General features: G+C 62.7%; 20 protein-coding genes. 5 read left to right on the top strand and 15 right to left on the bottom strand.

Annotated elements, in window-relative coordinates; translation table 11 throughout:
* Positions 1-65: 65 nt before the first annotated feature.
* Both FO013_RS12950 and FO013_RS12945 read right to left on the bottom strand, forming a co-directional pair.
* A complete protein-coding gene (locus FO013_RS12950; protein WP_260848137.1) occupies positions 66-1,385 on the bottom strand; it encodes an MFS transporter in 1,320 nt (439 codons plus the stop codon).
* Positions 1,386-1,483: 98 nt separating this feature from the next.
* Positions 1,484-2,410: a LysR family transcriptional regulator gene (locus FO013_RS12945; RefSeq protein WP_143922993.1), complete on the bottom strand. Its 927-nt coding sequence runs from the start codon at positions 2,408-2,410 to the stop codon at positions 1,484-1,486.
* A gap of 77 nt (positions 2,411-2,487) precedes the next feature.
* On the opposite strand from FO013_RS12945, the gene lgt reads away from it, so the two are divergent.
* Positions 2,488-3,411: a prolipoprotein diacylglyceryl transferase gene (lgt, locus tag FO013_RS12940; RefSeq protein WP_143922992.1), complete on the top strand. Its 924-nt coding sequence runs from the start codon at positions 2,488-2,490 to the stop codon at positions 3,409-3,411.
* Between the two features lie 83 nt (positions 3,412-3,494).
* Complete coding sequence (locus tag FO013_RS12935; protein WP_143922991.1) at positions 3,495-4,037, top strand: acyl-CoA thioesterase; 543 nt, start codon at positions 3,495-3,497, stop codon at positions 4,035-4,037.
* A 71-nt stretch (positions 4,038-4,108) separates the two neighbouring features.
* On the opposite strand, the gene FO013_RS12930 is transcribed toward FO013_RS12935, so the two are convergent.
* The 4 genes from FO013_RS12930 to FO013_RS12915 all read right to left on the bottom strand — a co-directional run bounded on the left by FO013_RS12930 (position 4,109) and on the right by FO013_RS12915 (position 7,886).
* Positions 4,109-4,954: a siderophore-interacting protein gene (locus FO013_RS12930; protein WP_143922990.1), complete on the bottom strand. Its 846-nt coding sequence runs from the start codon at positions 4,952-4,954 to the stop codon at positions 4,109-4,111.
* Positions 4,951-5,880: an ABC transporter substrate-binding protein gene (locus FO013_RS12925; protein ID WP_143922989.1), complete on the bottom strand. Its 930-nt coding sequence runs from the start codon at positions 5,878-5,880 to the stop codon at positions 4,951-4,953. Before FO013_RS12925 ends, FO013_RS12930 begins: the two co-directional genes overlap by 4 nt.
* Before the next feature lie 137 nt (positions 5,881-6,017).
* Positions 6,018-7,214 carry a pyridoxal phosphate-dependent aminotransferase gene (locus FO013_RS12920; protein WP_143922988.1) on the bottom strand — a complete coding sequence of 399 codons (1,197 nt, stop codon included), beginning with the start codon at positions 7,212-7,214 and terminating at the stop codon, positions 6,018-6,020.
* A gap of 222 nt (positions 7,215-7,436) precedes the next feature.
* Complete coding sequence (locus FO013_RS12915; RefSeq protein WP_260848136.1) at positions 7,437-7,886, bottom strand: cupin domain-containing protein; 450 nt, start codon at positions 7,884-7,886, stop codon at positions 7,437-7,439.
* Positions 7,887-8,024: 138 nt separating this feature from the next.
* On the opposite strand from FO013_RS12915, the gene FO013_RS12910 reads away from it, so the two are divergent.
* Positions 8,025-9,479, top strand: coding sequence for an NAD(P)/FAD-dependent oxidoreductase (locus FO013_RS12910; RefSeq protein WP_143922987.1), 1,455 nt, complete (start codon positions 8,025-8,027; stop codon positions 9,477-9,479).
* A gap of 37 nt (positions 9,480-9,516) precedes the next feature.
* On the top strand, positions 9,517-10,686 hold the full coding sequence (locus FO013_RS12905; RefSeq protein WP_143922986.1) for a pyridoxal phosphate-dependent aminotransferase: 1,170 nt from the start codon (positions 9,517-9,519) through the stop codon (positions 10,684-10,686).
* A gap of 52 nt (positions 10,687-10,738) precedes the next feature.
* On the opposite strand, the gene FO013_RS12900 is transcribed toward FO013_RS12905, so the two are convergent.
* Both FO013_RS12900 and FO013_RS12895 read right to left on the bottom strand, forming a co-directional pair.
* Entirely contained in the window at positions 10,739-12,160 is a 1,422-nt protein-coding gene (locus tag FO013_RS12900; RefSeq protein WP_143922985.1) for a sodium:solute symporter family protein, read from the bottom strand.
* 88 nt (positions 12,161-12,248) lie between these two features.
* Positions 12,249-13,091 (bottom strand): MurR/RpiR family transcriptional regulator, encoded by an 843-nt coding sequence (locus tag FO013_RS12895; RefSeq protein WP_186293098.1) that lies wholly within the window; start codon positions 13,089-13,091, stop codon positions 12,249-12,251.
* 85 nt (positions 13,092-13,176) lie between these two features.
* Between FO013_RS12895 and FO013_RS12890 the strand changes: the two genes are divergently transcribed.
* On the top strand, positions 13,177-14,403 hold the full coding sequence (locus FO013_RS12890) for a metal-dependent hydrolase family protein (RefSeq protein ID WP_143922983.1): 1,227 nt from the start codon (positions 13,177-13,179) through the stop codon (positions 14,401-14,403).
* A 274-nt stretch (positions 14,404-14,677) separates the two neighbouring features.
* Here the strand turns inward: FO013_RS12890 and FO013_RS12885 are convergent, their stop codons facing one another.
* From FO013_RS12885 to FO013_RS12855, 7 genes are all read right to left on the bottom strand, one after another.
* A complete protein-coding gene (locus FO013_RS12885) occupies positions 14,678-15,307 on the bottom strand; it encodes an RraA family protein (RefSeq protein ID WP_143922982.1) in 630 nt (209 codons plus the stop codon).
* On the bottom strand, positions 15,304-15,705 hold the full coding sequence (locus FO013_RS12880) for a RidA family protein (RefSeq protein WP_143922981.1): 402 nt from the start codon (positions 15,703-15,705) through the stop codon (positions 15,304-15,306). The genes FO013_RS12885 and FO013_RS12880 overlap by 4 nt, the downstream gene beginning before the upstream one ends.
* Positions 15,702-17,111: an MFS transporter gene (locus FO013_RS12875; protein WP_260848135.1), complete on the bottom strand. Its 1,410-nt coding sequence runs from the start codon at positions 17,109-17,111 to the stop codon at positions 15,702-15,704. Before FO013_RS12875 ends, FO013_RS12880 begins: the two co-directional genes overlap by 4 nt.
* Before the next feature lie 178 nt (positions 17,112-17,289).
* On the bottom strand, positions 17,290-17,922 hold the full coding sequence (locus FO013_RS12870; protein ID WP_260848134.1) for a homing endonuclease associated repeat-containing protein: 633 nt from the start codon (positions 17,920-17,922) through the stop codon (positions 17,290-17,292).
* A 5-nt stretch (positions 17,923-17,927) separates the two neighbouring features.
* Positions 17,928-18,338 (bottom strand): hypothetical protein, encoded by a 411-nt coding sequence (locus FO013_RS12865; protein WP_143922979.1) that lies wholly within the window; start codon positions 18,336-18,338, stop codon positions 17,928-17,930.
* A gap of 17 nt (positions 18,339-18,355) precedes the next feature.
* A complete protein-coding gene (locus tag FO013_RS12860; RefSeq protein ID WP_143922978.1) occupies positions 18,356-18,970 on the bottom strand; it encodes a small multidrug efflux protein in 615 nt (204 codons plus the stop codon).
* Between the two features lie 93 nt (positions 18,971-19,063).
* Positions 19,064-19,828 carry a MerR family transcriptional regulator gene (locus FO013_RS12855; protein ID WP_186293097.1) on the bottom strand — a complete coding sequence of 255 codons (765 nt, stop codon included), beginning with the start codon at positions 19,826-19,828 and terminating at the stop codon, positions 19,064-19,066.
* Positions 19,829-19,945: the final 117 nt, after the last annotated feature.

The raw sequence follows: 19,945 nt of genomic DNA, 5'->3' as shown, positions 1-19,945 counted from the left end.
TCTGTTGCTGGGCTGCTGTTGAAGTGAAGGTCGGTGAGAGCCGGCCCAACGAGGTGGCCTGTCGATCAGCCCAACCGACCCCGGGTCTCCGGGAGGCGGGTGATGAAGATGAGGACGAGGACGATCACGGCGCAGATGGTCATGTAGTAACCGGGAGCGGTGTTGACTCCGGTGATGTCGACGAGCCAGGTGCCGACGAACGGAGCGGTTCCGCCGAGGATGGCGTAGGAGACGTTGTAGCTGATCGCTGCCGAGGTGAACCGGGTCTTCGTGGAGAAGCGTTCGCAGAAGAAGGTGTAGCAGCCTCCGCCGTAGCAGCACAGGGAGATGACGAAGATCGTCTGCCCGAGGAACGCCAGGCCCATGTTTCCACTGGTCACCAACCCGAAGGCGGGAACAGAGGTGACGGCCAGAAGGATGGAGCCGGCGATGAGCATCGGCTTGCGCCCGACCCTGTCGCCGATGGCTCCGGCGATGGGCAGGAAGATCGTATAGCTGGCCATGGCGATGGCGTTGGTCAGCAGAGACTGCTCCCGGGTGAGGTCTCCGGTGGTCTGGATGTAGGTGACGAAGTAGGCGGAGAGCATGTAGAAGCCCAAGGCGGTCAATCCCAGAACGAAGAAAACCTGGAGCATTCCCACCGAGTTCTCGCGGAAGGAGTCGCGGATGGGGCTGAACTCCTTCGGCCGCTCGGCCGCGGTCTTCTTGAAGAGTTCGGACTCATCGGTGCGCGAGCGGATCCAGAGACCGACAGCTGAGAGCGGCAGAGCCAGGAGGAAGGGGATGCGCCAGCCCCAGGAGTCGAAGGATGCATCGCTCATCACCGTCGAGAGCAGCAGGATGAGGCCGCCGGCGAAGACCGAGGGCAGTGCGGTGGCGGCCAGGGTGATGTTGATCCACAGGCCGCGCTTGCCCACCGGTGCGTGTTCGTAGACGAAGGAGGGTCCGCCGACCGATTCGCCGCCGGCGGAGAAGCCCTGGCCCAGGCGGGCGAGGATGAGCAGGATGGGTGCGAACCAGCCGATCTGGTCGAAGCCGGGCAGTACGCCGATGAGGGCGGTGCAGATCCCGACGAGGAAGATCGTGATGGTCAAGGTCTTGCGCCTGCCGACCTTGTCACCGAGGGCACCGAAGAACAGTCCGCCCAGGGGACGCATGACGAAGGCGACGCCGAAGGTGGCGAAGATGACGAGCAGCCCAGTGACCTTGTCGCCGTCGGGGAAGAAGTACTCGGCGAGGATGACGGCCGAGAGCCCGTAGAGCGTGAAGTCGTAGAACTCGACGAATTGGCCGATGCTGCCGCCGACGAGCACCTTCTTCTGCATGCTCGTGGTCTTGCCGGTGTGTTTCGGTTGTGTCTCCGGCGTCGCAGGTGTCGCGGACATGGAAGCTCCCTTGCCTAGTCCTCAGGTGTGGGAACCATTGTTGCCTGCCACGAGAGATCAGTCCAACAGATACTAGTTAGACCAGGCATCAGTTCAATCTATGAGCCTGAGGCTGCGGGTCCCAGGATGTCGCGGGTCAGTTCGTTGAAGGCACGTGCGCGCTTACTCAGACGCACGTCCTTGGGCCACACCATGGAGAGGTCGATGCTCGGGAATTCGTCGAGCAGCGGTACGTCGACCGTCATGGACCCGATGTACGTTCCAGAGGACACGCTCTGGCTCAGCAGCGAGTACCCGTGACCCATCGCGACGAACGACCGGACCGTCTCGTAGCCTGCGAAGCTGTGTCGCACCCTCGGCACGATGCCGGCGATGCGGAAGAGCTCATCGTAGTACTGCCGGGAGAACGGCAGATCGAGCTGTATGTAGTCTTCGTCGGCGAGTTCACGCAGGTGGATCGGACGCGGTCCCTCCTCTCCCCCAGCGAGGCGGTGGTCGAGAGAGACGAGTGCGTGCGGTTCGACGACGTCGATGAGGAACGAATCGAATCGGTCGGTCAGTCCCAGCGTATAGGTCAGCGCGATGTCGCAGACTCCGGCGATGACCGCTGTCTGCAGTTCATGGAGGTCGGCCTCGAAGTAATTGACTCTCACGTCGGGGTAGCGTTTTTCGAACTCCGCGTGGATGAGCGGCAGTCGGGTCGGGGCGATGGGTGAGAAGACCCCGACCGTGAGGTTTCCGCTCAGCGACTGGGCCAGTCCGTGCGCGGTCTCCCCCAGCGCGTCGGAGGATTCGAGGAATGGATTGACTTCGAAGAGGAAGCGTCGGCCTGCAGGCGAGAGGACCACGGAGCGGTTCTTCTGCCGGATGAACAGGTCGATGCCCAGGGTCCTCTCGAGCTGAGCCATGGCTGTCGAGATCGCCGACTGAGTGACGTTGAGATGTTTGGCCGCCTCTGTCATGTTCTCGCGGCGGGCAACCTCTTGGAAGTACCGGAGTTGGACGAGAGTGAAGTCGAGGGCCATGGTTCACATCTTCCCATGGGCAAGCTGTGGAGGTCGCTCAACTGTCGGTCTGAGGGGGTTGGAAATAGACTGACCTCGTGCTTGCCTTTCCAGCGGTCAATGACCTGCCCACGCCGCCCCATGATGTTCTGGCCTCCATCCCGAGTCCGAGTGTCTCCAGCTTCTCGCTGGGCCCTCTGACGATCCACTTCTATGCGCTGTGCATCCTTGCCGGTATCGTCATCGCCATCGTGCTGACCAATCACCGTCTGACCAAGCGCGGAGTCGAGGAATGGCAGGTCCTCGACATTGCGACTCTGGCCGTCCCGATGGCCATTATCGGGGCCAGGATCTATCACGTCATCACGCACTACACGGACTATTTCGGCCCTGGTCGCAATCCGTGGAACCCCTTTGAGCCGGGCTCTGTGTGGGCGATCTGGGAGGGCGGGATCGCAATCTTCGGGTCGCTGATCGGCGGTACCCTGGGCGCGCTGATCATGTGCCGCCGACTCAACATCAAGCTGACGGCCCTCCTCGACGCCATCGCTCCGGGGCTCATCCTCGCCCAGGCCTGCGGACGCTTCGGCAACTGGTTCAATCAGGAGCTCTTCGGTCAGCCGACGACTCTGCCCTGGGGTCTGGAGATCGACCCGAACAATCCGGCCTTCCCGCCCGGACTGCCCGTCGACACACTCTTCCACCCGACGTTCCTCTACGAAGTCATCTGGAACAGCCTCGGCGCCTTGGTCCTGCTGTGGCTGGGACGCCACCTGTTCTTCCAGTGGGGACGCCTCTTCGGCATGTACCTCGTCTGGTACGGCGCCGGCCGCATCGTGTGGGAATCCATCCGCCTCGACCCCAGCTTCGTCGTCCTGGGTCTGCGCACCAACGTGTGGGCGGCAATCGGCGCAGTGGCCCTGGGTGTCCTCATCATCGGCTTCCAACGATTGCGGCATCCCGAGCCCGAGGAGTCTCCGTTCATCAAGGACCGGGAGCAACAGACGACCGCCACAGACTGACTGGACTCCGGTGCCGTCGGACCCGACGCCGCCTGCCCGAACCTGAACCCAGCGTGACGATACGGCCCAGTAACATGGGATGTATGCACTTCACGCGTATGCTCTTGCACCTGCTCAGATCTCGTCGCCGTCCCACGCAGGGCATATGGGATGACTATTCCCTGCCTCTGCGAGTTCTCCCCACCGAGATCGACATCTTCATGCACGTCAACAACGGCATGTACTTCTCAATCATGGACTTGGGTCGCCTTGACATGATGGTTCGCAGCGGAGTCTGGACCTCCATTCGGAACAAGGGGTGGAGCGGCGTCGTCAGCGCCGAGACCATCAGCTTCCGCAAGTCCCTCAAACTCGGCCAACGCTATAGCGTTGAAACGAGGATCAGCGGAATCGATGACCGCGCCGTGTATTTTGAGCACCGCATCGTCGTCGCTGGAGAGATCTACGCTCGTGCCTTCGTCGCTACGCTGGTGACCTCGAAGAACGGCACAGTCACCCGCGATGAACTCGTCGAGGTATTCGGGTCACCGCCTCCTGGCATGGATCTGCCCGACTGGCTCCACGAATGGCGCCTCCACAACTCGCTGCCAAGTCCCCGCCGACCGGCAGCGCACCGATGGGCGTAGCCGGAACCCGCGGACTGATCAGCCCATCAGAGACGAGCGATTGACAAACCGATCCTGCCGGAGTCGCTGCTTCAGGCGACCAAGGGCCCGCCGGTCTTCCAATACCCGAGGAAGGAGATGCGCTCCTTCGCGATTCCCAGGTCCTTCGTCAGATAGCGCCTGATTCGCGTGACAGCACCAGACTCTCCGGCGATCCAGATATACAGGTTCTCGCCCAGATCTTCAGGGGCGCGGCGGCCTCCCCATTCGCGGGTCAATGTTTCGAGCCCAGAACCGGGGCCCGCGATCGGCTCGCGCACCAGCGACCTGGCACCGGTGGGCAACAGGTTCCCGTCGAGAGGGTTCGCTGCTTCAGCGAGGATCTCGACCTTCGCACCCTCGCCGAGGCTGCGGTGGATGTTCGCGATCGCAGGGAAGGCCGTCTCATCGCCGATGAGCAGCAGCTCGTCCGCCGTTCCCGGATCCCAGTGGAGCCCGTACCCGGTGAAGCCATTGCGCACGTCGGGGCCGTTGATGACGACACGATCCCCCACCTCGACGTCTTGAGCCCACTGCGATGCCGGCCCCGCGGGGTGATGGATGAAGACGTCGACGTCGACTTCACGCGCTTCGGGTCGAACCCCCGACGGAGTGTAGGTCCGCAGCACATTGCGCTCGTGCGCCGGCAGCTGTCTCCAGCGCGCATACCAGTGCGATGGGTGCGGTGTCGGATCCGTGAGCAGTCCGAAATCAGCGATGCTTCCGTCCGGCAGGGGAAAGACCAACTTGATCCTCTGGTCGAGGCCCCACGGAGCGAAGCAGTCAAGAGTCTCGCCCGTGAACGTCACACGAATGAAGTTCGGTGCGATCTGAGCGATCGCGGACACCGTGACCGGAAACGCCGTGTAGGCCCACGGTCGGGGCGACTCCACATTCATGCCTGTTCGGCGAGGTAGCTCTCGATGTCATCGAGAACCTTATGAGCGCCCTTCGGCCCCACCCCGGAGACCCAATAGCTGGTGTCGACAGGCGTCACGGAGGGAAACGCGTCCGAGTTTCCGGCAATCACCTTGGGTACAGCGGAATCGTCGCTGACATCGTCTGCGGTGACGAAGACGGCATCGGCTCTGGCGTCGACGGCGGTCTCAGGTGAGATATCGGCCTGCAGTCCGTCGGCCCAGTCCTGATCGGGAATCGAATAGCCTACGCATTCGAGCAGGCTGCCGGCGAATGAGTCAGGACCATAGAGACTCAATGTCGTCTCATCGCGCGGCCGAATCATCTGGGCGGTCTCACCGTCGATGTCGTATTCGGCTTTGATGGATTCGCACCGCTCGTCGACCTCGGTGAGGAGTGCCTCAGTCTCGTCTTTGCGGTCAAGGGCATCCCCGATCAGTAGCGCATTGTCCTTCCACGAGTCGGCGTGGTTGGCGATGAAGACCGTCGGAGCAATCGCATCAAGCTCGTCGTAGAGCTTCGAATGCCGTGATTCGGTGCCGAGGATGAGATCCGGCTCCAGCGCCGCAATGGCCTCAAGGTCCGGTTCGGGCACCGTTCCGACGGATTCGACGCCGTCGACGCCGAGGTAGTCGGGAATGCCTGCGACATTACTCGCCACAGCTGCACCCAACGGTGTCACACCGAGCGCGACCGCGGTGTCGAGCTCGAGGGGTTCCAGTGTCACGACCTTGTCGGTCTTCGCAATGATTTCGGCAGTTCCACGCGCGTGCTCGACCGAGTGCGTACTTGCCCCTTCATTCGTCTCCTCCGCACGGCTGCCGCTGTCGCATGCGGTCAGGAGGGCGAGGAGACTGATTGCGACACCGATTGCAGCTGGTCGGAGTCGGACTGCGGTTGGGTTCATGGTCAACTTCCGTCACGATGAGCGGTCGCACAGTTAGCGCGACCCGGCCATAGGTAAGGCTACCCTGACCATGAACCAGGGGCCAGTCCTCATCACACCATCGTTCACTTCGAGTTCGTCGACCGATGCTGACCCGATCAGCCCTCGGTGATCCACTCCTTGAGCAGACCAAGGCCCTCATTGATCTCGTCGACTCCGATGCCGGAGTAGGCCAGACGGATGTAATGTCGGTCCTCCCCGCCCTGTCTCCTGCCGAAGTGCTCGCGGGTGCAGAACGAGACTCCGGTGCTGTGCAGCGCCTCGGTGGAGAAATCGGCGAGGGTGGCAATCCCCTTGGCTTCCATCGCTTCGGTGACATCGGGGAAGACGTAGAATGTCGACCCGGGAGTAGCCACGCTCATTCCCGGGATCGAGTTGATGATCGAGCATGTGGCATCACGGCGTTTGCGCAGCACCTCGAGCATCCGCCCGACGGAGTCCTGCGGCCCTTGGAGCGCGGCGATGCCCGCCCACTGGACGTATTGGGTGGTGCAGGATTCGTCGTTGGTGTTCATCGTGGAAATCGCCCCAGCGACCTCCGGTGGTGCGACGGCACAGCCTAGCCGGGATCCCGTCATCGCAAACTTCTTGCTGAATGTGTAGAGGATGACGGTGCGCTCGCGCATACCGTCGAGTGATGCGATGGACGTCGAACGGCCCTTGTAGCGCATCTCGAAATAGGCTTCGTCGGACAGAACCCAGAGGTCGAATTCCTGCGCGATCGCGGCGATCGCCTCACGTTCGGCATCGGTGGATTCGGCCGAGATCGGGTTCTGCAGGTCGTTGTAGATGATGGCCACTGTCTTGTCATCGATGGAGGCCCGCAGATGGTCGAGGTCGATGGCGAACCCGTCTTCAGTGGGCACATACCTGTAGGGAAGCGCGGTCCCACCGAGGTACTCGATCTGTGATTCATAGATCGGGAACCCCGGGTTGGGGTAGAGCACGCCCTCGCCCGGATCCATGACCGCCTGGAGGAACTTCGTGATCACCGGCTTGCCACCGGTGGTGACGATCACCTCGGCGGGGTCGATGCTCATGCCTCGCCGGGATCCGATGTCTGCTGCCAGTGCCGCACGCAGCTCCGGAATTCCGGGGCCTGGGCAGTACCCGGTCTTCCCGTCTTTGATGGCCTGGTCCATGGCCTCGACGATGTGCCCGGCCATGGGGAAATTGAGGTCGCCGAGGTGGAAGGGATAGACCTGGTTGCCCTGGGCCTTCCAATCGGCGGCGGCCTGGGCGACCCGGAACGCGGTCTCGGTGCCCAGGTTGTCCAGGCGTTGAGCAGTCTTCATTGTCGGCTCCTTTATGCAGATCACTGACGGACCGGTTGTCCCGGGCCCTGAGCCCGTCTCCCGTCGCTTCCCTCACGATAGAGCACACAGGTGCCGACTGTCAGCGATGATCAACGTCGGATCACGGCCAGTGGGCTGCGGCCTCCGTCGAGTCGAACGCGTGGGGGCGGCACCGAACTGGATTGTGACGCTAAACTGCTCGCCCGCATCTCAGGCTCACACTCAGACTTCGATTGGCCCGAAGCCCTCTCCTGGCGCGATGAACAGTTTTCGCAGTGGTGCGTCGTCGACGTACCAGTGGGTTCTCATCCCATCCGCGAGTCGAACCAATATGCCCGGTGAGAGTTCGATCGGCGGATGCTCTGGCTCATCGAACTCGATTCGGCCGGTGCCGCTGATGACGAGGAAGACTTCGTCGCCCTCGACGTCGCGCATGGCGCCGGCGCTCATCTCCCACAGTCCGTAGTCGGCTCCGGCAATCGTGCCGAGTTCGGCGAAGGCCGTGGTTGGGTCGGCGGTCGCCGTGCCCGGGCCGGTGAGCGAGGCGCCTGAGCCTGGCACGGCAGCCTCGCCGTCCGTCGCCGAGGCAGTCGCATCCACCCGCTGCCAGTCCTCGATGGGCTCGTGGTCAAGTGCAAAATCCTGCGTGCGAATCGGCTCCATTGCGCTCATGAAATCAGTGTATCCAGCACGACTGCCGTGCGCGCGACGGCACCCATAGAATCAGAACTGGTCGTCACGGATTCCATATGGCAATACGCCACCCCGCAACCATTTACTTAGCTCCAGCGGTGGGATAGAACTGATTCCATGTCCTACCTCAACGGCGAGGCCTCCCATTGGCTGACCCAGTCACCGCCCGAGACCACCTCCCCCTCCCCGCTGCCTACAGTCAAGCAGGACCTCGTCATCGTCGGCGGCGGCATGACCGGCCTCTGGTCCGCCTACTACGCGAGGCAGGCCCACCCCGATTGGCAGATCACCATCGTCGAGGCCAAGCACATCGGCTACGGGGCGTCCGGTCGCAACGGCGGCTGGCTCTCGACACTCCTGCCCGGCAACAGAGCCAAATACGCCGAGGCGGTCGACCGGGCCCGCACCACTGATCCCACCGGCCCGGTCGGCTCGGCAGGACTGACTGGAGTCGAATCCGTGAGGTCCTTCCAGTCCGCTCTCTTCGACTCGATCGACGAGGTGCTCGAAGTCCTGGAACGGGAGAACATCGACGCCCATCAGGTCCGCGGCGGTCACATCGATATCGCCCAAACCGAGGCCGGAATGTCCAGGCTGCGCGAACTCTTCGACGGCGACGAACAGTACGGGTACGGGCCGGAGGACATGCAGTTCCTCGATGCCGAGGCGACCAAGGCACGCATCAACGTCGACAACGCTCGCGGCAGTGTCTTCTTCCCGGGCACCGCGCGCATCGATCCGGCCCTGCTCACACGTGGACTGGCCGACGTCCTTCGGAAGCAGGGAGTCACGATCTGTGAGGACACCTCGGCAGGTCACGTTGGAAAGGGCGTTGTCGCCACCGATCGGGGGCCTGTCACCGGGGACACGATCTTCGTCTGCCTCGAAGGCTACTCGGACACCATCACCGGCGACCTGCCCGGGCTGGAAGGTCGGCAGGTCATCCCCGTGTTCTCGTCGATGATTGCGACCAACCCACTGTCGGCTGAAGCGTGGGAGAAGATCGGCTGGGACGGCCGCGAATGTCTCGGCGACACCGCGCACACCTTCATCTACGCTCAGCGTACTGACGATGACCGGATCGCTCTGGGCGGTCGCGGTGCACCCTACGAGTTCGGATCCGGACTGCCGGGTGACGGCCAAGTCCCCGCCGAAGTCGTCGATCTTCTGAGTGCGCGCCTGTCCTCGCTCTTCCCTGACCTTGAGTTCGAGGTTGCCCATGCGTGGCGCGGCGCCCTGGGCGTGACTCGGGACTGGTGCGCCGGCATCTTCTTCGATACCGACCAGCGCATCGGTGTAGCCCGCGGCTACGCCGGACATGGGGTCACGGCCACGCATCTGGCGGCGAAGACCCTGCTCGACCGGACCTCGGGATCCGCCACGCCGCTGACTACACTGCCCTGGAACGACCACTATTCCGGTCAGTGGGAGCCCGAGCCGATCCGCTGGCTGGGCATCCGCTCGATGTACAAGATCTTCAACATCTCCGACGACTGGGAGCGCATCACCGGCGCAAAGAAGACCAGCCTGCTCGCCCAGTTCGGTTCTCGCCTGGCCGGCTTGCACGAATAGAGACCGACCCGTCGACCACACACGAAAGTAGGCCCCTATGACCCGCACTTACCGGCGCATCTCACCGGTGGCCGAGAATTACCCGGCCTCGAGCATCCGCAAAATGTTCAACCTCGCGCTCGACTTCCCTGAGGCGGTGAAGCTGACCGTCGGGGAACCCGACTTCAACACCCCGGAGCACATCAAGGCCGCCGGCATTCGTGCCATCGAGAACAACAACACCCGCTATGTCGCCAATGCCGGCATCCCCGAATTACGCAACGCAATCGCCCGCAAGTATTCCGGCCGCTGGGATCGCGGCATCGGGCCGGAGAATGTCATGGTCTCCTTCGGTGCGATGGAGGCGCTGACCTTCGCTCTCGACATCACCGTCTCCCCTGGTGAGGAGGTGATCATCCCCGATCCCAGCTTCCCGAACTACGTGGGACAGATCCACCGCCTCGGCGGAGTTGCGGTGCCGGTGCCGGTGCAAGAGGACAACGACTTCAAACTCCGGGCCGCAGATGTCGAAGCTGCCATCAGCGACAAGACCGCGGCGGTGATCATCAACAGCCCCTCGAACCCACTGGGTTCGGTCATGGACCGTACCGAGCTCGAGCGCATCGCCGAGCTCGCCGACAACCATGGCTTCACCGTCATCTCCGACGAGGTCTACGACGAGATGGTCTTCGACGACGCCGAGTTCACCTCCATCTCCGAGGTGCGCCCTGACTTCGACCGGTACCTCGCCATCGGCAGCTTTTCGAAGACCTATGCGATGACCGGCTGGCGCTGCGGATTCGTCATCGGCGGCGAGGACCTCATCGCGCCGATGTCTCTGCTTCAGGAGGGGCTGACATCGAGCCTGCCGGGATTCGTCCAGGAGGCCGCAGTCGCTGCCATCGAAGGGCCGCAGACCGAGGTCGCCATGATGGTCAAGTCCTATGCCGAACGGCGCGAGATCCTCATTGACCGCATCAACGCCATCGACGGGCTGCACGTCATCCGACCCGAAGCCACCTTCTATGCCTTCGTCAATATCAAGGAGTGGGTCCTGAGCTGCTGGGAACTCGCGATCGCGCTCCTCGAGAACCACAACCTCGCCACGATCCCCGGCTCAGCCTTCGGACCTGCAGGCGAAGGCTACCTGCGCCTGACCTTCGCAGTCTCGTCGGACACGATCAACGACGCGTGCGACCGGCTGGAGGCGTTTGCGGCGACGCGATAGCTTCCCGCGGACGTCCTCGCCCGCCCCAGGGAATTTCTCCGCAGCGTGCGATTCAGCGGCGTGCAGGGACCTCCGCCGCCGAACGCGCGTCACTGCCGTGAGGCTTGGTCAGCAGGCTGACCGCAATGAGGACAGCGATAGCTGCAGGCAGCGCGGGAATGACGGAATTGATCTCCTCGGATCTGCCACTGACCTCCCAGAGGACGGTCACGACGCCACCGGCGACCATTGACGACAAGGCCCCGGCTGCCGTGACTCGCTTCCAGAACAGGGCAGCAAGCACCGTCGGAGTGATCGCCGCGCCGTACATCGTATAGGCGTACATCTGAAGAGCGAGCACAGATTCGAAGAACTGAACCATGATGAAGCCCAAGATCGCGATCGCAAGAACAGATGCCCTGCCAACCAGGACCCCCTTCTTGGAGTTACCTCGTTCCTTGTCTTTGATGAATACGAGATCGTAGACGACATTGCCGGAGCAAGTCAGGAGATAGGACGACCCGGTGGTGATGATGAGCGCAAGTGCGGCCACGAGGAGTACGGCACCGATGCCCGCGGGCGTGAACTCGCCCTCCGCGAGAGCGAGGACCGCCATGTCCGGATTGATCTCGGGCATGAGAATGGTTGAGCCCGAGGCAAGCAGAATGATCGGCGCGACGATCAGCGCAGCTCCGACGAAGAACAGGATCGTCGCATTGCGGGCAACTTTGGGAGAGCGGGCGGATGCGAGGCGTTGGTGCATGTTTTGATCTCCGAGAATGAGGAGAAACAGGGGCAGGAAATAGCCCAGGATCTGCCAGGGTGTGAGTACACCAGTGAAGGACTTGAACGCAGGGTCCAGCCGTTCGACGTAACTGCCGAAACCGCCGAGATCGTTGAGGAACACCCAGACGAGAGCTCCAAGCAGGGAGAGCACAATGAGAACGGCGGAGAGGAAGTCGGTCCAGGCTACAGACTTCAGTCCGCCTGACAGCGACAGGAACGTGATGAGCACCGTGGCGACGATCGTCGCTTGGGTAGTGCTCAGCGGCGTGATGAGAGTGAGGATATAGCCGGCTCCGGTGAACTGGTACGCGGTGATGCCGATAAACGCCACGAGGACGACAATGGTCCCCACAACGCGAACCGGTCGGCCGAACTTGGATTCGAACAGTTCCGGGACGGTGCGGAACCCGTTCCTCCGGACCCTGGGAGCGATGAAGTACAGGACGATGATCCCGCAGAAGGTGCCGCCGAAGAACAGCATCCCCGCCAGCGGACCATTGCTGAAGATGAAGTTCGCGCCGCCGATGATCGAACCGGAGCCGACGAAGGTCGCCAACAGGGTCCCGGCGAGCACCCAGGTGGGCAGGGATTTGCCCGCCAGGACGAAGTCCTCGCCGTCCTTCATGGCCGAAGCGCGACCGAACCACGCAGCGATGGTGATCATGATCGCCACGTAGGCGATGAGGACGATGACGAATGTGAGATTCATAGGTTTCCCTTGTGTCGTGGAGCACAGATGCGCTGACCACGATTCTCAACGATGAGCACAGGTGAATGCAACATGTTTTGCAAACGTCTCATTCTTCGGCAATCGCCGAGGTGGCTCCCCAGAGGTCGTCGATGCGTCCGAGCATGCTCTGGGTCCGCTCCTCGTCATGCCGGGCAAGACACCCCAGTAGGTACTGGACGGCACTGGTCGCACACACGAGCGATGAGATCAGCTCGGAGGACTCGGCGGGCACGAGGACGTACTCGTCGGCAATGTCGGTCAACGCAGTCTGACGATCGGCGATGACGAGGACCTTGGCTCCCTGCTCGCGCGCAGCCTCGGCCAACTGCACCACGGCGCGGGAGGACTTCCACAGCGTGATTGCGAGGAAGCAGTCACGCCAAGTGAGGAGATTGACCTCGTTGACCATCGACGTCACGGAGCCCGAATGAAGACGTACCCGAAATCCGAGCATCTGAGCCACATGCGACAGTTGCATTCCAGGGGCCGCGTAGGATCCCGTCGCGAACACACCCGTGGATTCGGAGGCGATGATGTGCTCGCTCATTCTGTTCAAAGAGTTCTCGTCGAGACCATCGCGCATGCGTTCGAGCAGTTCGATGTCCTTGTCGATCGTGGTCGCCAACAGCCCCTGACTTCGATTGTGCAGATACAAGCTGCGTGAGCTCAGCGACGCCAGATAGCGAGTGCGGATTTCGGCTGAGAAGGCCGGCCAGCCGGAGTATCCGAGAGACTGAGCGGCCCGAACGACAGTTGCGACGTTCACCTGCGCCATATCGGCAAGAGCTTGGGCAGAGCAGTATGCGGCCTCATCCGGGTCCGTCTTGATCACACCCAGTATCGTCTTCGTCGCACGTGTCAGCCGTGCAGCCGATCGAAGAGTGTCGACCCACTCGGAGAAGCTGCTCACAGTTCGGACCTCCATTGCAAAAAATGTTGCATTTCATCTACTCTGGGCCCATCATCCTAATCGGATCCAATGAAGGAGACACGGAATGCATCTCGGTCAGGGCATCAGCACGATCACCAACGCTCGGGTCCTCGACGTGGATACGGCCACGATATCCGAGCCGACGACAGTGACCATCAATGGCGAGCAGATTGTCGAGGTCGGCGGAAGCCGCCCATCTTCGGGGTCAGACTGCTTCGATGCCGAAGGCAGAATCGTCTCCCCCGGTCTGATCGACGCTCACGTCCATGTCTTGGCTACCACCGCGAACCTCGGCAACCTGGGCGATCAGTCGCCCTACTACCTCGGCGCTCAAGCCGCACGTCTGATGGGAGACATGCTCGGTCGCGGTTTCACCACCGTGCGTGATGCCGGAGGCGCAGACTTCGGCATCGCGGCGGCAGCGCGCGAGAATCTCTTCCCTGCGCCGCGGCTGTTCTTCGGCGGCAAGGCGCTGTCGCAGACCGGAGGACACGCAGATATGCGCGGACCCGGAACCCATGTCATGGACAAGCACCTGTGCTGTCCGAATATCGGCATTGTCTGCGATGGAGCTGACGCGGTGCGAAAAGCCGCCCGGGAGAATCTGCGCACCGGCGCGGATCACGTCAAGATTATGCTCTCAGGCGGAGTGGCCTCCCCCACCGACCGCGTCGATTCGACCCAGTTCTCAGACGATGAGATCCGAGCGGCAGTCGAGGAAGCAGAAGCGGCGAATCGGTATGTACTCGGACACGCCTACACTGCGAAGTCGGTCAATCGCGGCCTTGAACTCGGCGTTCGCTCCATCGAACACGGCAACCTCATCGATCGCCGGAGCGTCGAACTCCTTCTCGAGAAGAACGCTTTCCTCGTCCCCACCCTCGTGACATACGAGCGTCTGAAGCAGGATGGCGCTGCATTCGGCCTGCCGGAAGCTAGCCAGAATAAGGTCGACGACGTCCTCTACGCCGGCCTGGATGCCCTGAAGCTGGCAGCTGAACACAATGTGAAGATCGCCTACGGCTCTGATCTGCTGGGCGGAATGCACCCACATCAGGGCCAGGAATTTGCCATTCGCGCCAAAGTTCAGACCTCCCACCAAGTCCTGCGCTCGGCCACGACCACAGCCGCCGAACTGCTCAGACAGGAAGGTAACCTCGGCGTGGTAGCGGCAGGGGCCTCCGCTGACCTGCTGGTCCTCGACGCCAATCCGCTTGACGACGTTTCAGTGCTGGGCGACGCAGACAGCTCAATCCACTCCGTCATCAAGGGAGGACGCCTCCTCGAGTGAGGTTCTGTCCGCTGTGCGGTTCCCGTTGGACCGCACAGCGGTATGCCGCTGATTGACGTAGAGACTGGCGCCAGGAACCGCGCGATGCCGATAAAGGTTCAGAGCCCGCGCACCATACTTCTGCTGGCGCAAACTGGCTGACATCACACGGGTTCGCTTCGACGCGCGCTTTTCAGGAGGTGCGCTTTGGAGAACGTCACGTTTTCGCGCACAGACATATGAAGATACGAGACCTGCAACCCTACGGTCGAGCGCCGCGAACGTCTCTGAACGCCTATCCCGGCAGCAGCACCCGCAGGTCCTCCCCAGCCGCGATTCGCGCGAGTAACTCCGGTTCGCCCCGATCGGAGGCCAACGCCGCCTGCAGCACCTCACTTCCTGGCCCTGCAGGCGGAAGAACCAGCACGCCCTGACGATCGCCGAGCACCAGATCGCCCGGACTGACCGTGACGCCGTCGATGTCGACCTCACAATCGAGGGCATCATCGCCGAGGCTGCCGATGCGTTTCGTCGTCCGTGCGATCAGGCCCGTGGCGAAGACCGGAAGCTTGTCCTGCACAAGCCGCAGCGCCTCGGAGTCGGTGACGGGGCCGTCGACGACGATGCCTGCGGCACCCTTCGCGATCGCTGCAGCCGCAGTGACCGCCCCGACCGGGGCGTGGATACCACTTGCGACCCGGATGACGAGGACGTCACCTGGGTTCAGTCCGTGCAGTGCCCGATTGACGGCGAGCGCATCAGGTTCGCGCAGATCCAGGGTTCGAGCCCTGCCGACCATCTGCGGTCCCGCGTTGATCGGGACCATACGCGGAGTGCAGAAACCGTCCTCGAGGAAGTGGCCGAGCGTCGGCAGCTCGACCTCCCGGAGTGCCTCGATCAATTCAGGTGGGATCGCAGCGCTCATGCAGCCCCACTCTTGGCTTCGGACGAGTCTCCCAGGACCGCGACGCATTCGACTTCGAGGGAGATGTCCCAGATCGACACGCACACGGTGGTCCGCGCCGGCTTCGCCTCACTGAAGAATTCGGCGTAGACGCGGTTGAATGGCTCCCGCTGTTCAGGTGCGGTCAGGTAGGCGTTGACCTTGACGACCCGGTCAATCCCGCTGCCCGCCTCGTCGAGAACCGATCGTAGGTTACTCAGACACGTTCTCACCTGGTCTTCGAACGCTTCTGGTGTGACACCGTCGGCGCCGAAGGGCACCTGTCCGGTGGTGAAGACGAAGCCATTGGCGACCACGGCCTGTGAGTAGGGACCGATGCTCGGGGCCAGCCCCGGCGCGGTCTCGATGTGACGGATCATCGGTTCTCCACTCCAGCCTCGGCGGACGTGCCGCTGTCGACTCTCGCCTCGGCGGTATCCGCCTGGTCGATGCTCTGCAGACGGTTTTCGGTGAGCAGGAACAGTGCGATGAGGGACAGGACCGCGGAGCCGGCGATGTACCAGGCCATCGAGTCGGACTTGCCGGTGACGTCGAGCAGCCACACGGTGATCGCGGGGGTGATGGCCGAGCCCAGCAGGCCCGAGAGCATGTAGGACACGGACAGCCCGGAGTAGCGGATCTTCGCGCCGAAGAGCTCGGCGAGGAAGGTCGCGATCGGGCCGTAGTTCGCGCAGAATGCGATCATCATCAGCCCGTAGGCGAGGAAGACTGCGGCGGCGTTCCCGGTGTTGATGAGCCAGAAGAACGGGAAGGCGAGGATCACTTCGCCGGCGATTCCTGCGGCGATGATCGGGCGCCGCCCGAGTTTGTCGGACAGACGGCCGAAGACCGGGATGAAGATGAGTCCGACGATGCAGGCGAGGAGGACGACCCAGAGCATGAAGTTGCTCGACAGCCCCTTCTCCTGAGTGCCGTAGTTGACGCCGGAGGCGACCATGAGCGTGAAGGTCGACCCGGTCGACAGGGTGGCGACGCCGCCCAAGATGACGGGCTTCCAATAGTGGCGCATGAGGTGGGCGAAGGGCAGTTTGGCCTTCGCTCCCTGTTCGCGGACCTGCTGGAAGCTCGGGGTCTCTTCGATGTTGAGCCGGATGTAGATGCCGACGGCGACAAGCAGCACGGAGGCGATGAACGGAACCCTCCAGCCCCAGGAGATGAGCGCTTCCTCGGACACGAGACCGGTGACGATGAGGAAGGCGAGGTTGGCCAGCAGCGTACCCACGGGGACTCCCACCTGGACCATCGACCCGTACCAGCCTCGACGATCCTCGGGTGCGTGTTCGACGGTCATGAGAACCGCTCCACCCCATTCGCCACCGAGCGCGAGCCCTTGGATGATGCGCAGGGTGAGCAGGATGAACGGTGCAGCGATGCCGATCGTGTTGAAGTCGGGGACCAAGCCGATGGCCAGGGTCGCACCACCCATGACGAGGAGGGAGACGAGCAGCATCGACTTGCGTCCGAGGCGATCGCCGAAGTGTCCGAACAGGACCGCTCCCACCGTGCGCGCCAGGTAGGCGGCGGCGAAGGTGAGGAACGCGAGGATCGTACCCAAAGCCGGTGAGAGCTCGGGGAAGAACACCTGGTTGAACACCAGCGCCGAGGCGGTGCCGAAGAGGAACAGGTCGTACCATTCCACGGTGGTGCCGATGACGCTGGCGGTCGCGATCTTGCGCATCTTCGCGCGATCGAGGCGAGCGCTGGCAGCCGTGCCGGTGCCTGAGTCGTCGACGGATCCGTCGTCGGTGCGAGTTGGCGAACTCATGGTGGTGCCTCCCGGAGTGCAGATGAACAGAGTTGAAAGTGACTGTCATCACTCTTCCCTGTGCGCACTTCGGCGACAATGAAATTTCACACCGAGGTGGGACTCAGAATTGTGTATTTGCACATTTCTGCGTCATCGAGCCATCCCGCAGTGGCCCGAGAAGTTCGCCCTGAGACCCTCACCCCGCCGAGGCGAGCGCTGCGTTCCAGCTTCCGTAGAACTTCCGCACCGCCGCGGCCGAGGGCACTTCACCCTTGTGCTCGGCAGCGTATTCGCCGTAGGCCTTGTAGGTGGCACCGAGATCACGGTCGTCACAGTCAGCGACGAACGTCGCAATTGCCTGATCGTAGGCAGCCTCATCAAAGCGCAGCTGACCCTTTGCGCGACCGACCGAGCTCCTCGCCAGCCCTGCAGCCTTCAGCGCCTCGTTCCAGGAGCCGAAGCGCTGGACGGCGGTCTGACTCGTCGGCGGCCACACGCTCGCGCCCTTGCTCGAGACCACGCCAAGTTGGCCGAGGACGGCAGTGCGCTGCCTCTCGTATTTCGCTGCGGTCAGCGGCACCGGGCTGGCAGAGCTGCGCACGCTGGCAATGGATCCGGCCACCTCGGCGAGGGCATCGTCCACGCCTCGCCCGCTCAACGTCTGATTGCGCAGGGCAACTTCCACCTCGGTGAGGATCTCGCTATCCTCGGGACTCAGCGCAGATGACGTGGCCGAGCCGAGGCCCGCGTCGATCGCGGCGAGGTGAAGCAGCGCCCCGATGAGTGCGGGGGCGGCGGTGTGGGACCTGTCGGCGGCGGAATCATTCATCGACTTCATCTTACGTGGGATGCACCGATTCCACGGTCGATGGCGAAACTCAGCGCGAACAGCAGTCCGCAGACTGCGACGGCCATGAGCAGTGAGGCGAGCGCGGAGTCGACGATGAGGAAGTAACCGCCGCCCAGAAGCACCATCGAGGCACCGGACGAGACCAAACGTCCGGTCAGCGTGCCGCCGATGTCGCTGCCATCGAGGATGACGTCGATGAGCCGGGAGATGACGAACCAGGCGAGGAAGACGCCGAGTGTGGCCAGCAGCGACTCGGAGAAGGCCAGGCGCATGGGCACTTCGAGTGCCCAGCCGAGAAGCGTGGCAGAGAACGGCATGACGAACGGGAGTCCGGTGGCCACGAGGATCAGGGCCGAATAGGTGAGGGCCTTCCTGTGTCGGTATGCGGTGGTCATGACTCTTCCTTTCTTGTTCAACTGGTGATGAGGCCGAGTGCTCCGATGGCGATGAGCGTGGTCAGCGTCGTCCAGGCGACGATGGCGATTCCTTGCCAGAGCAGGATCCAGGAGGTCTTGACGCCTGCGCTGACCAAGATCGTCGAGGTGATCTGGGTGGGGATGGCCAGGGGGCCGAGCAGGCTTGCGCCCGGGACTCCGAAGCGGTTGAGGAAGCGTTTGAACTTGATGCGGCCCTTCGATTCTGGCTTCCTTTCGGCAGGTGGCTGGTCGAGGAACCTCGCTTCGCCCTCCGTCGTTGTGCTCGAATCGGCAGTTGCGCTTTCGTCGGCAATGGTTGTTCCGGGCCCTCCGACCCCAACGGGAATGCTCTCCCGAGTTCGGCTCCGGCGAGTGACCACGGCCCTGCGTGCCCGGGCACCGAGCAACACGATGACGGTGACGCAGACGAAGTTGCCGATGGCCCCGGCGAGGCCTGCGACGATCGGGTTGAGTCCGGCCCACACGCCGATGACGGCCGAGACCTCCCCCTCGACGAAGGGCACTGCGCCGGCGAGCGCGATGATGAGCGGTTGCAGGAGGTCAGGGACGTGGGAGGCGAGGTCTTGGAAGAAGGTGATGACGGTGTTCATGATGTCCTCTGGAAGTAGTCCGATTGATTACTACCAGTGGAAACTGTGTTCTCAGAACAGGGTCAAGTCCAGAGGACTGAACTCAGGAAATCCTCAGCCGGATTCCTCGGCTATGCGGGCTTTGATGAAGGCTGCAAAACGCTCACGGTGCTCTTCCGCCACGTCCAAGGTCGGGTACACCTGGATGAAGGCTCGTTGCATGACGTCGATCTGGGCTTCGTTGTAGAGCTCAGTGATCGATCCGATGATGGCCGATTGCCCCATGGCGACGTCTCCGCGCATCCCGTGGTGCGGGGCGAGCAGCCAGGGGTTGGTCTCCAGATGCTCCTTCAAACTTGGCGCAATCGCTTCGGCCAGCCTCGCGCGAGTGGCTTCATCGGCATCCTCGGCGAGGTCATTGAGTTCTCGGTCATAGGGAGTCGTCGCGGTCATGATCGTCTTCATCTCAGCCATCGTCGCCTCATCGTAGAGACGCGAGTAGAGGGACATCAGGCTGCGATCGGGGCTGGACATCGTGGCCGCAATGTCGATGAATTCGGAGGCGGTGTCGATGGGGGCGCCGTGTTGCAGCAGCTTCGCGATCTGTTCACGGGCCTTCTCCAACTCGGCAATGTTCTCCCCGAGTTCGACATCGAGCCGTTTGAGCGCGAGCTGCTGCGCTTCGTGGTCGTCTTCAACGGAGCTGATGTCGGCCAGAGGGATTCCGAGTTCGCGCAGTCGTCGGATCTGCAGGAGCCTGAGCACATGTGAGGGCCCGTACTGTTTGTACCCGTTGCTCATCCGCTCGGGGTCCGCAAGCAGATCGAGCTTGTGATAGTGCCGAATCGTGTTGACCGTAGTCCCGGTCAGCTCCGCCAACTCACTGGTGCTCCACCCCACTAGCCGTTCCCCTCGCCGCCGCGTCGTCGGTGCCTCATCATTGCCTGACTGTGTCCAGTGTATTGGCCTGTTCCTCGAGTCGGCATGTTTAGACTG

Source organism: Brevibacterium aurantiacum, from assembly GCF_007558825.1.
GTDB classification, from domain to species: Bacteria; Actinomycetota; Actinomycetes; order Actinomycetales; family Brevibacteriaceae; genus Brevibacterium; species Brevibacterium aurantiacum_A.
The sequence above is the reverse complement of the archived record's forward strand: the minus strand, read 5'-3'. Positions and strand labels throughout refer to the sequence as shown.

Coding starts and splice junctions, on each gene's coding strand:
- FO013_RS12930 (WP_143922990.1), bottom strand. CDS start 4,954: ATGAATGTGGAGTCGCCCCGACCGTGGGCCTACACGGCGTTTCCGGTC.
- FO013_RS12865 (WP_143922979.1), bottom strand. CDS start 18,338: ATGACCACCGCATACCGACACAGGAAGGCCCTCACCTATTCGGCCCTG.
- FO013_RS12920 (WP_143922988.1), bottom strand. CDS start 7,214: ATGAAGACTGCTCAACGCCTGGACAACCTGGGCACCGAGACCGCGTTC.
- FO013_RS12925 (WP_143922989.1), bottom strand. CDS start 5,880: ATGAACCCAACCGCAGTCCGACTCCGACCAGCTGCAATCGGTGTCGCA.
- FO013_RS12915 (WP_260848136.1), bottom strand. CDS start 7,886: ATGAGCGCAATGGAGCCGATTCGCACGCAGGATTTTGCACTTGACCAC.
- FO013_RS12885 (WP_143922982.1), bottom strand. CDS start 15,307: ATGAGCGCTGCGATCCCACCTGAATTGATCGAGGCACTCCGGGAGGTC.
- FO013_RS12870 (WP_260848134.1), bottom strand. CDS start 17,922: ATGAATGATTCCGCCGCCGACAGGTCCCACACCGCCGCCCCCGCACTC.
- FO013_RS12910 (WP_143922987.1), top strand. CDS start 8,025: ATGTCCTACCTCAACGGCGAGGCCTCCCATTGGCTGACCCAGTCACCG.
- FO013_RS12900 (WP_143922985.1), bottom strand. CDS start 12,160: ATGAATCTCACATTCGTCATCGTCCTCATCGCCTACGTGGCGATCATG.
- FO013_RS12890 (WP_143922983.1), top strand. CDS start 13,177: ATGCATCTCGGTCAGGGCATCAGCACGATCACCAACGCTCGGGTCCTC.
- FO013_RS12945 (WP_143922993.1), bottom strand. CDS start 2,410: ATGGCCCTCGACTTCACTCTCGTCCAACTCCGGTACTTCCAAGAGGTT.
- FO013_RS12905 (WP_143922986.1), top strand. CDS start 9,517: ATGACCCGCACTTACCGGCGCATCTCACCGGTGGCCGAGAATTACCCG.
- FO013_RS12875 (WP_260848135.1), bottom strand. CDS start 17,111: ATGAGTTCGCCAACTCGCACCGACGACGGATCCGTCGACGACTCAGGC.
- FO013_RS12880 (WP_143922981.1), bottom strand. CDS start 15,705: ATGATCCGTCACATCGAGACCGCGCCGGGGCTGGCCCCGAGCATCGGT.
- FO013_RS12935 (WP_143922991.1), top strand. CDS start 3,495: ATGCACTTCACGCGTATGCTCTTGCACCTGCTCAGATCTCGTCGCCGT.
- FO013_RS12860 (WP_143922978.1), bottom strand. CDS start 18,970: ATGAACACCGTCATCACCTTCTTCCAAGACCTCGCCTCCCACGTCCCT.
- FO013_RS12950 (WP_260848137.1), bottom strand. CDS start 1,385: ATGTCCGCGACACCTGCGACGCCGGAGACACAACCGAAACACACCGGC.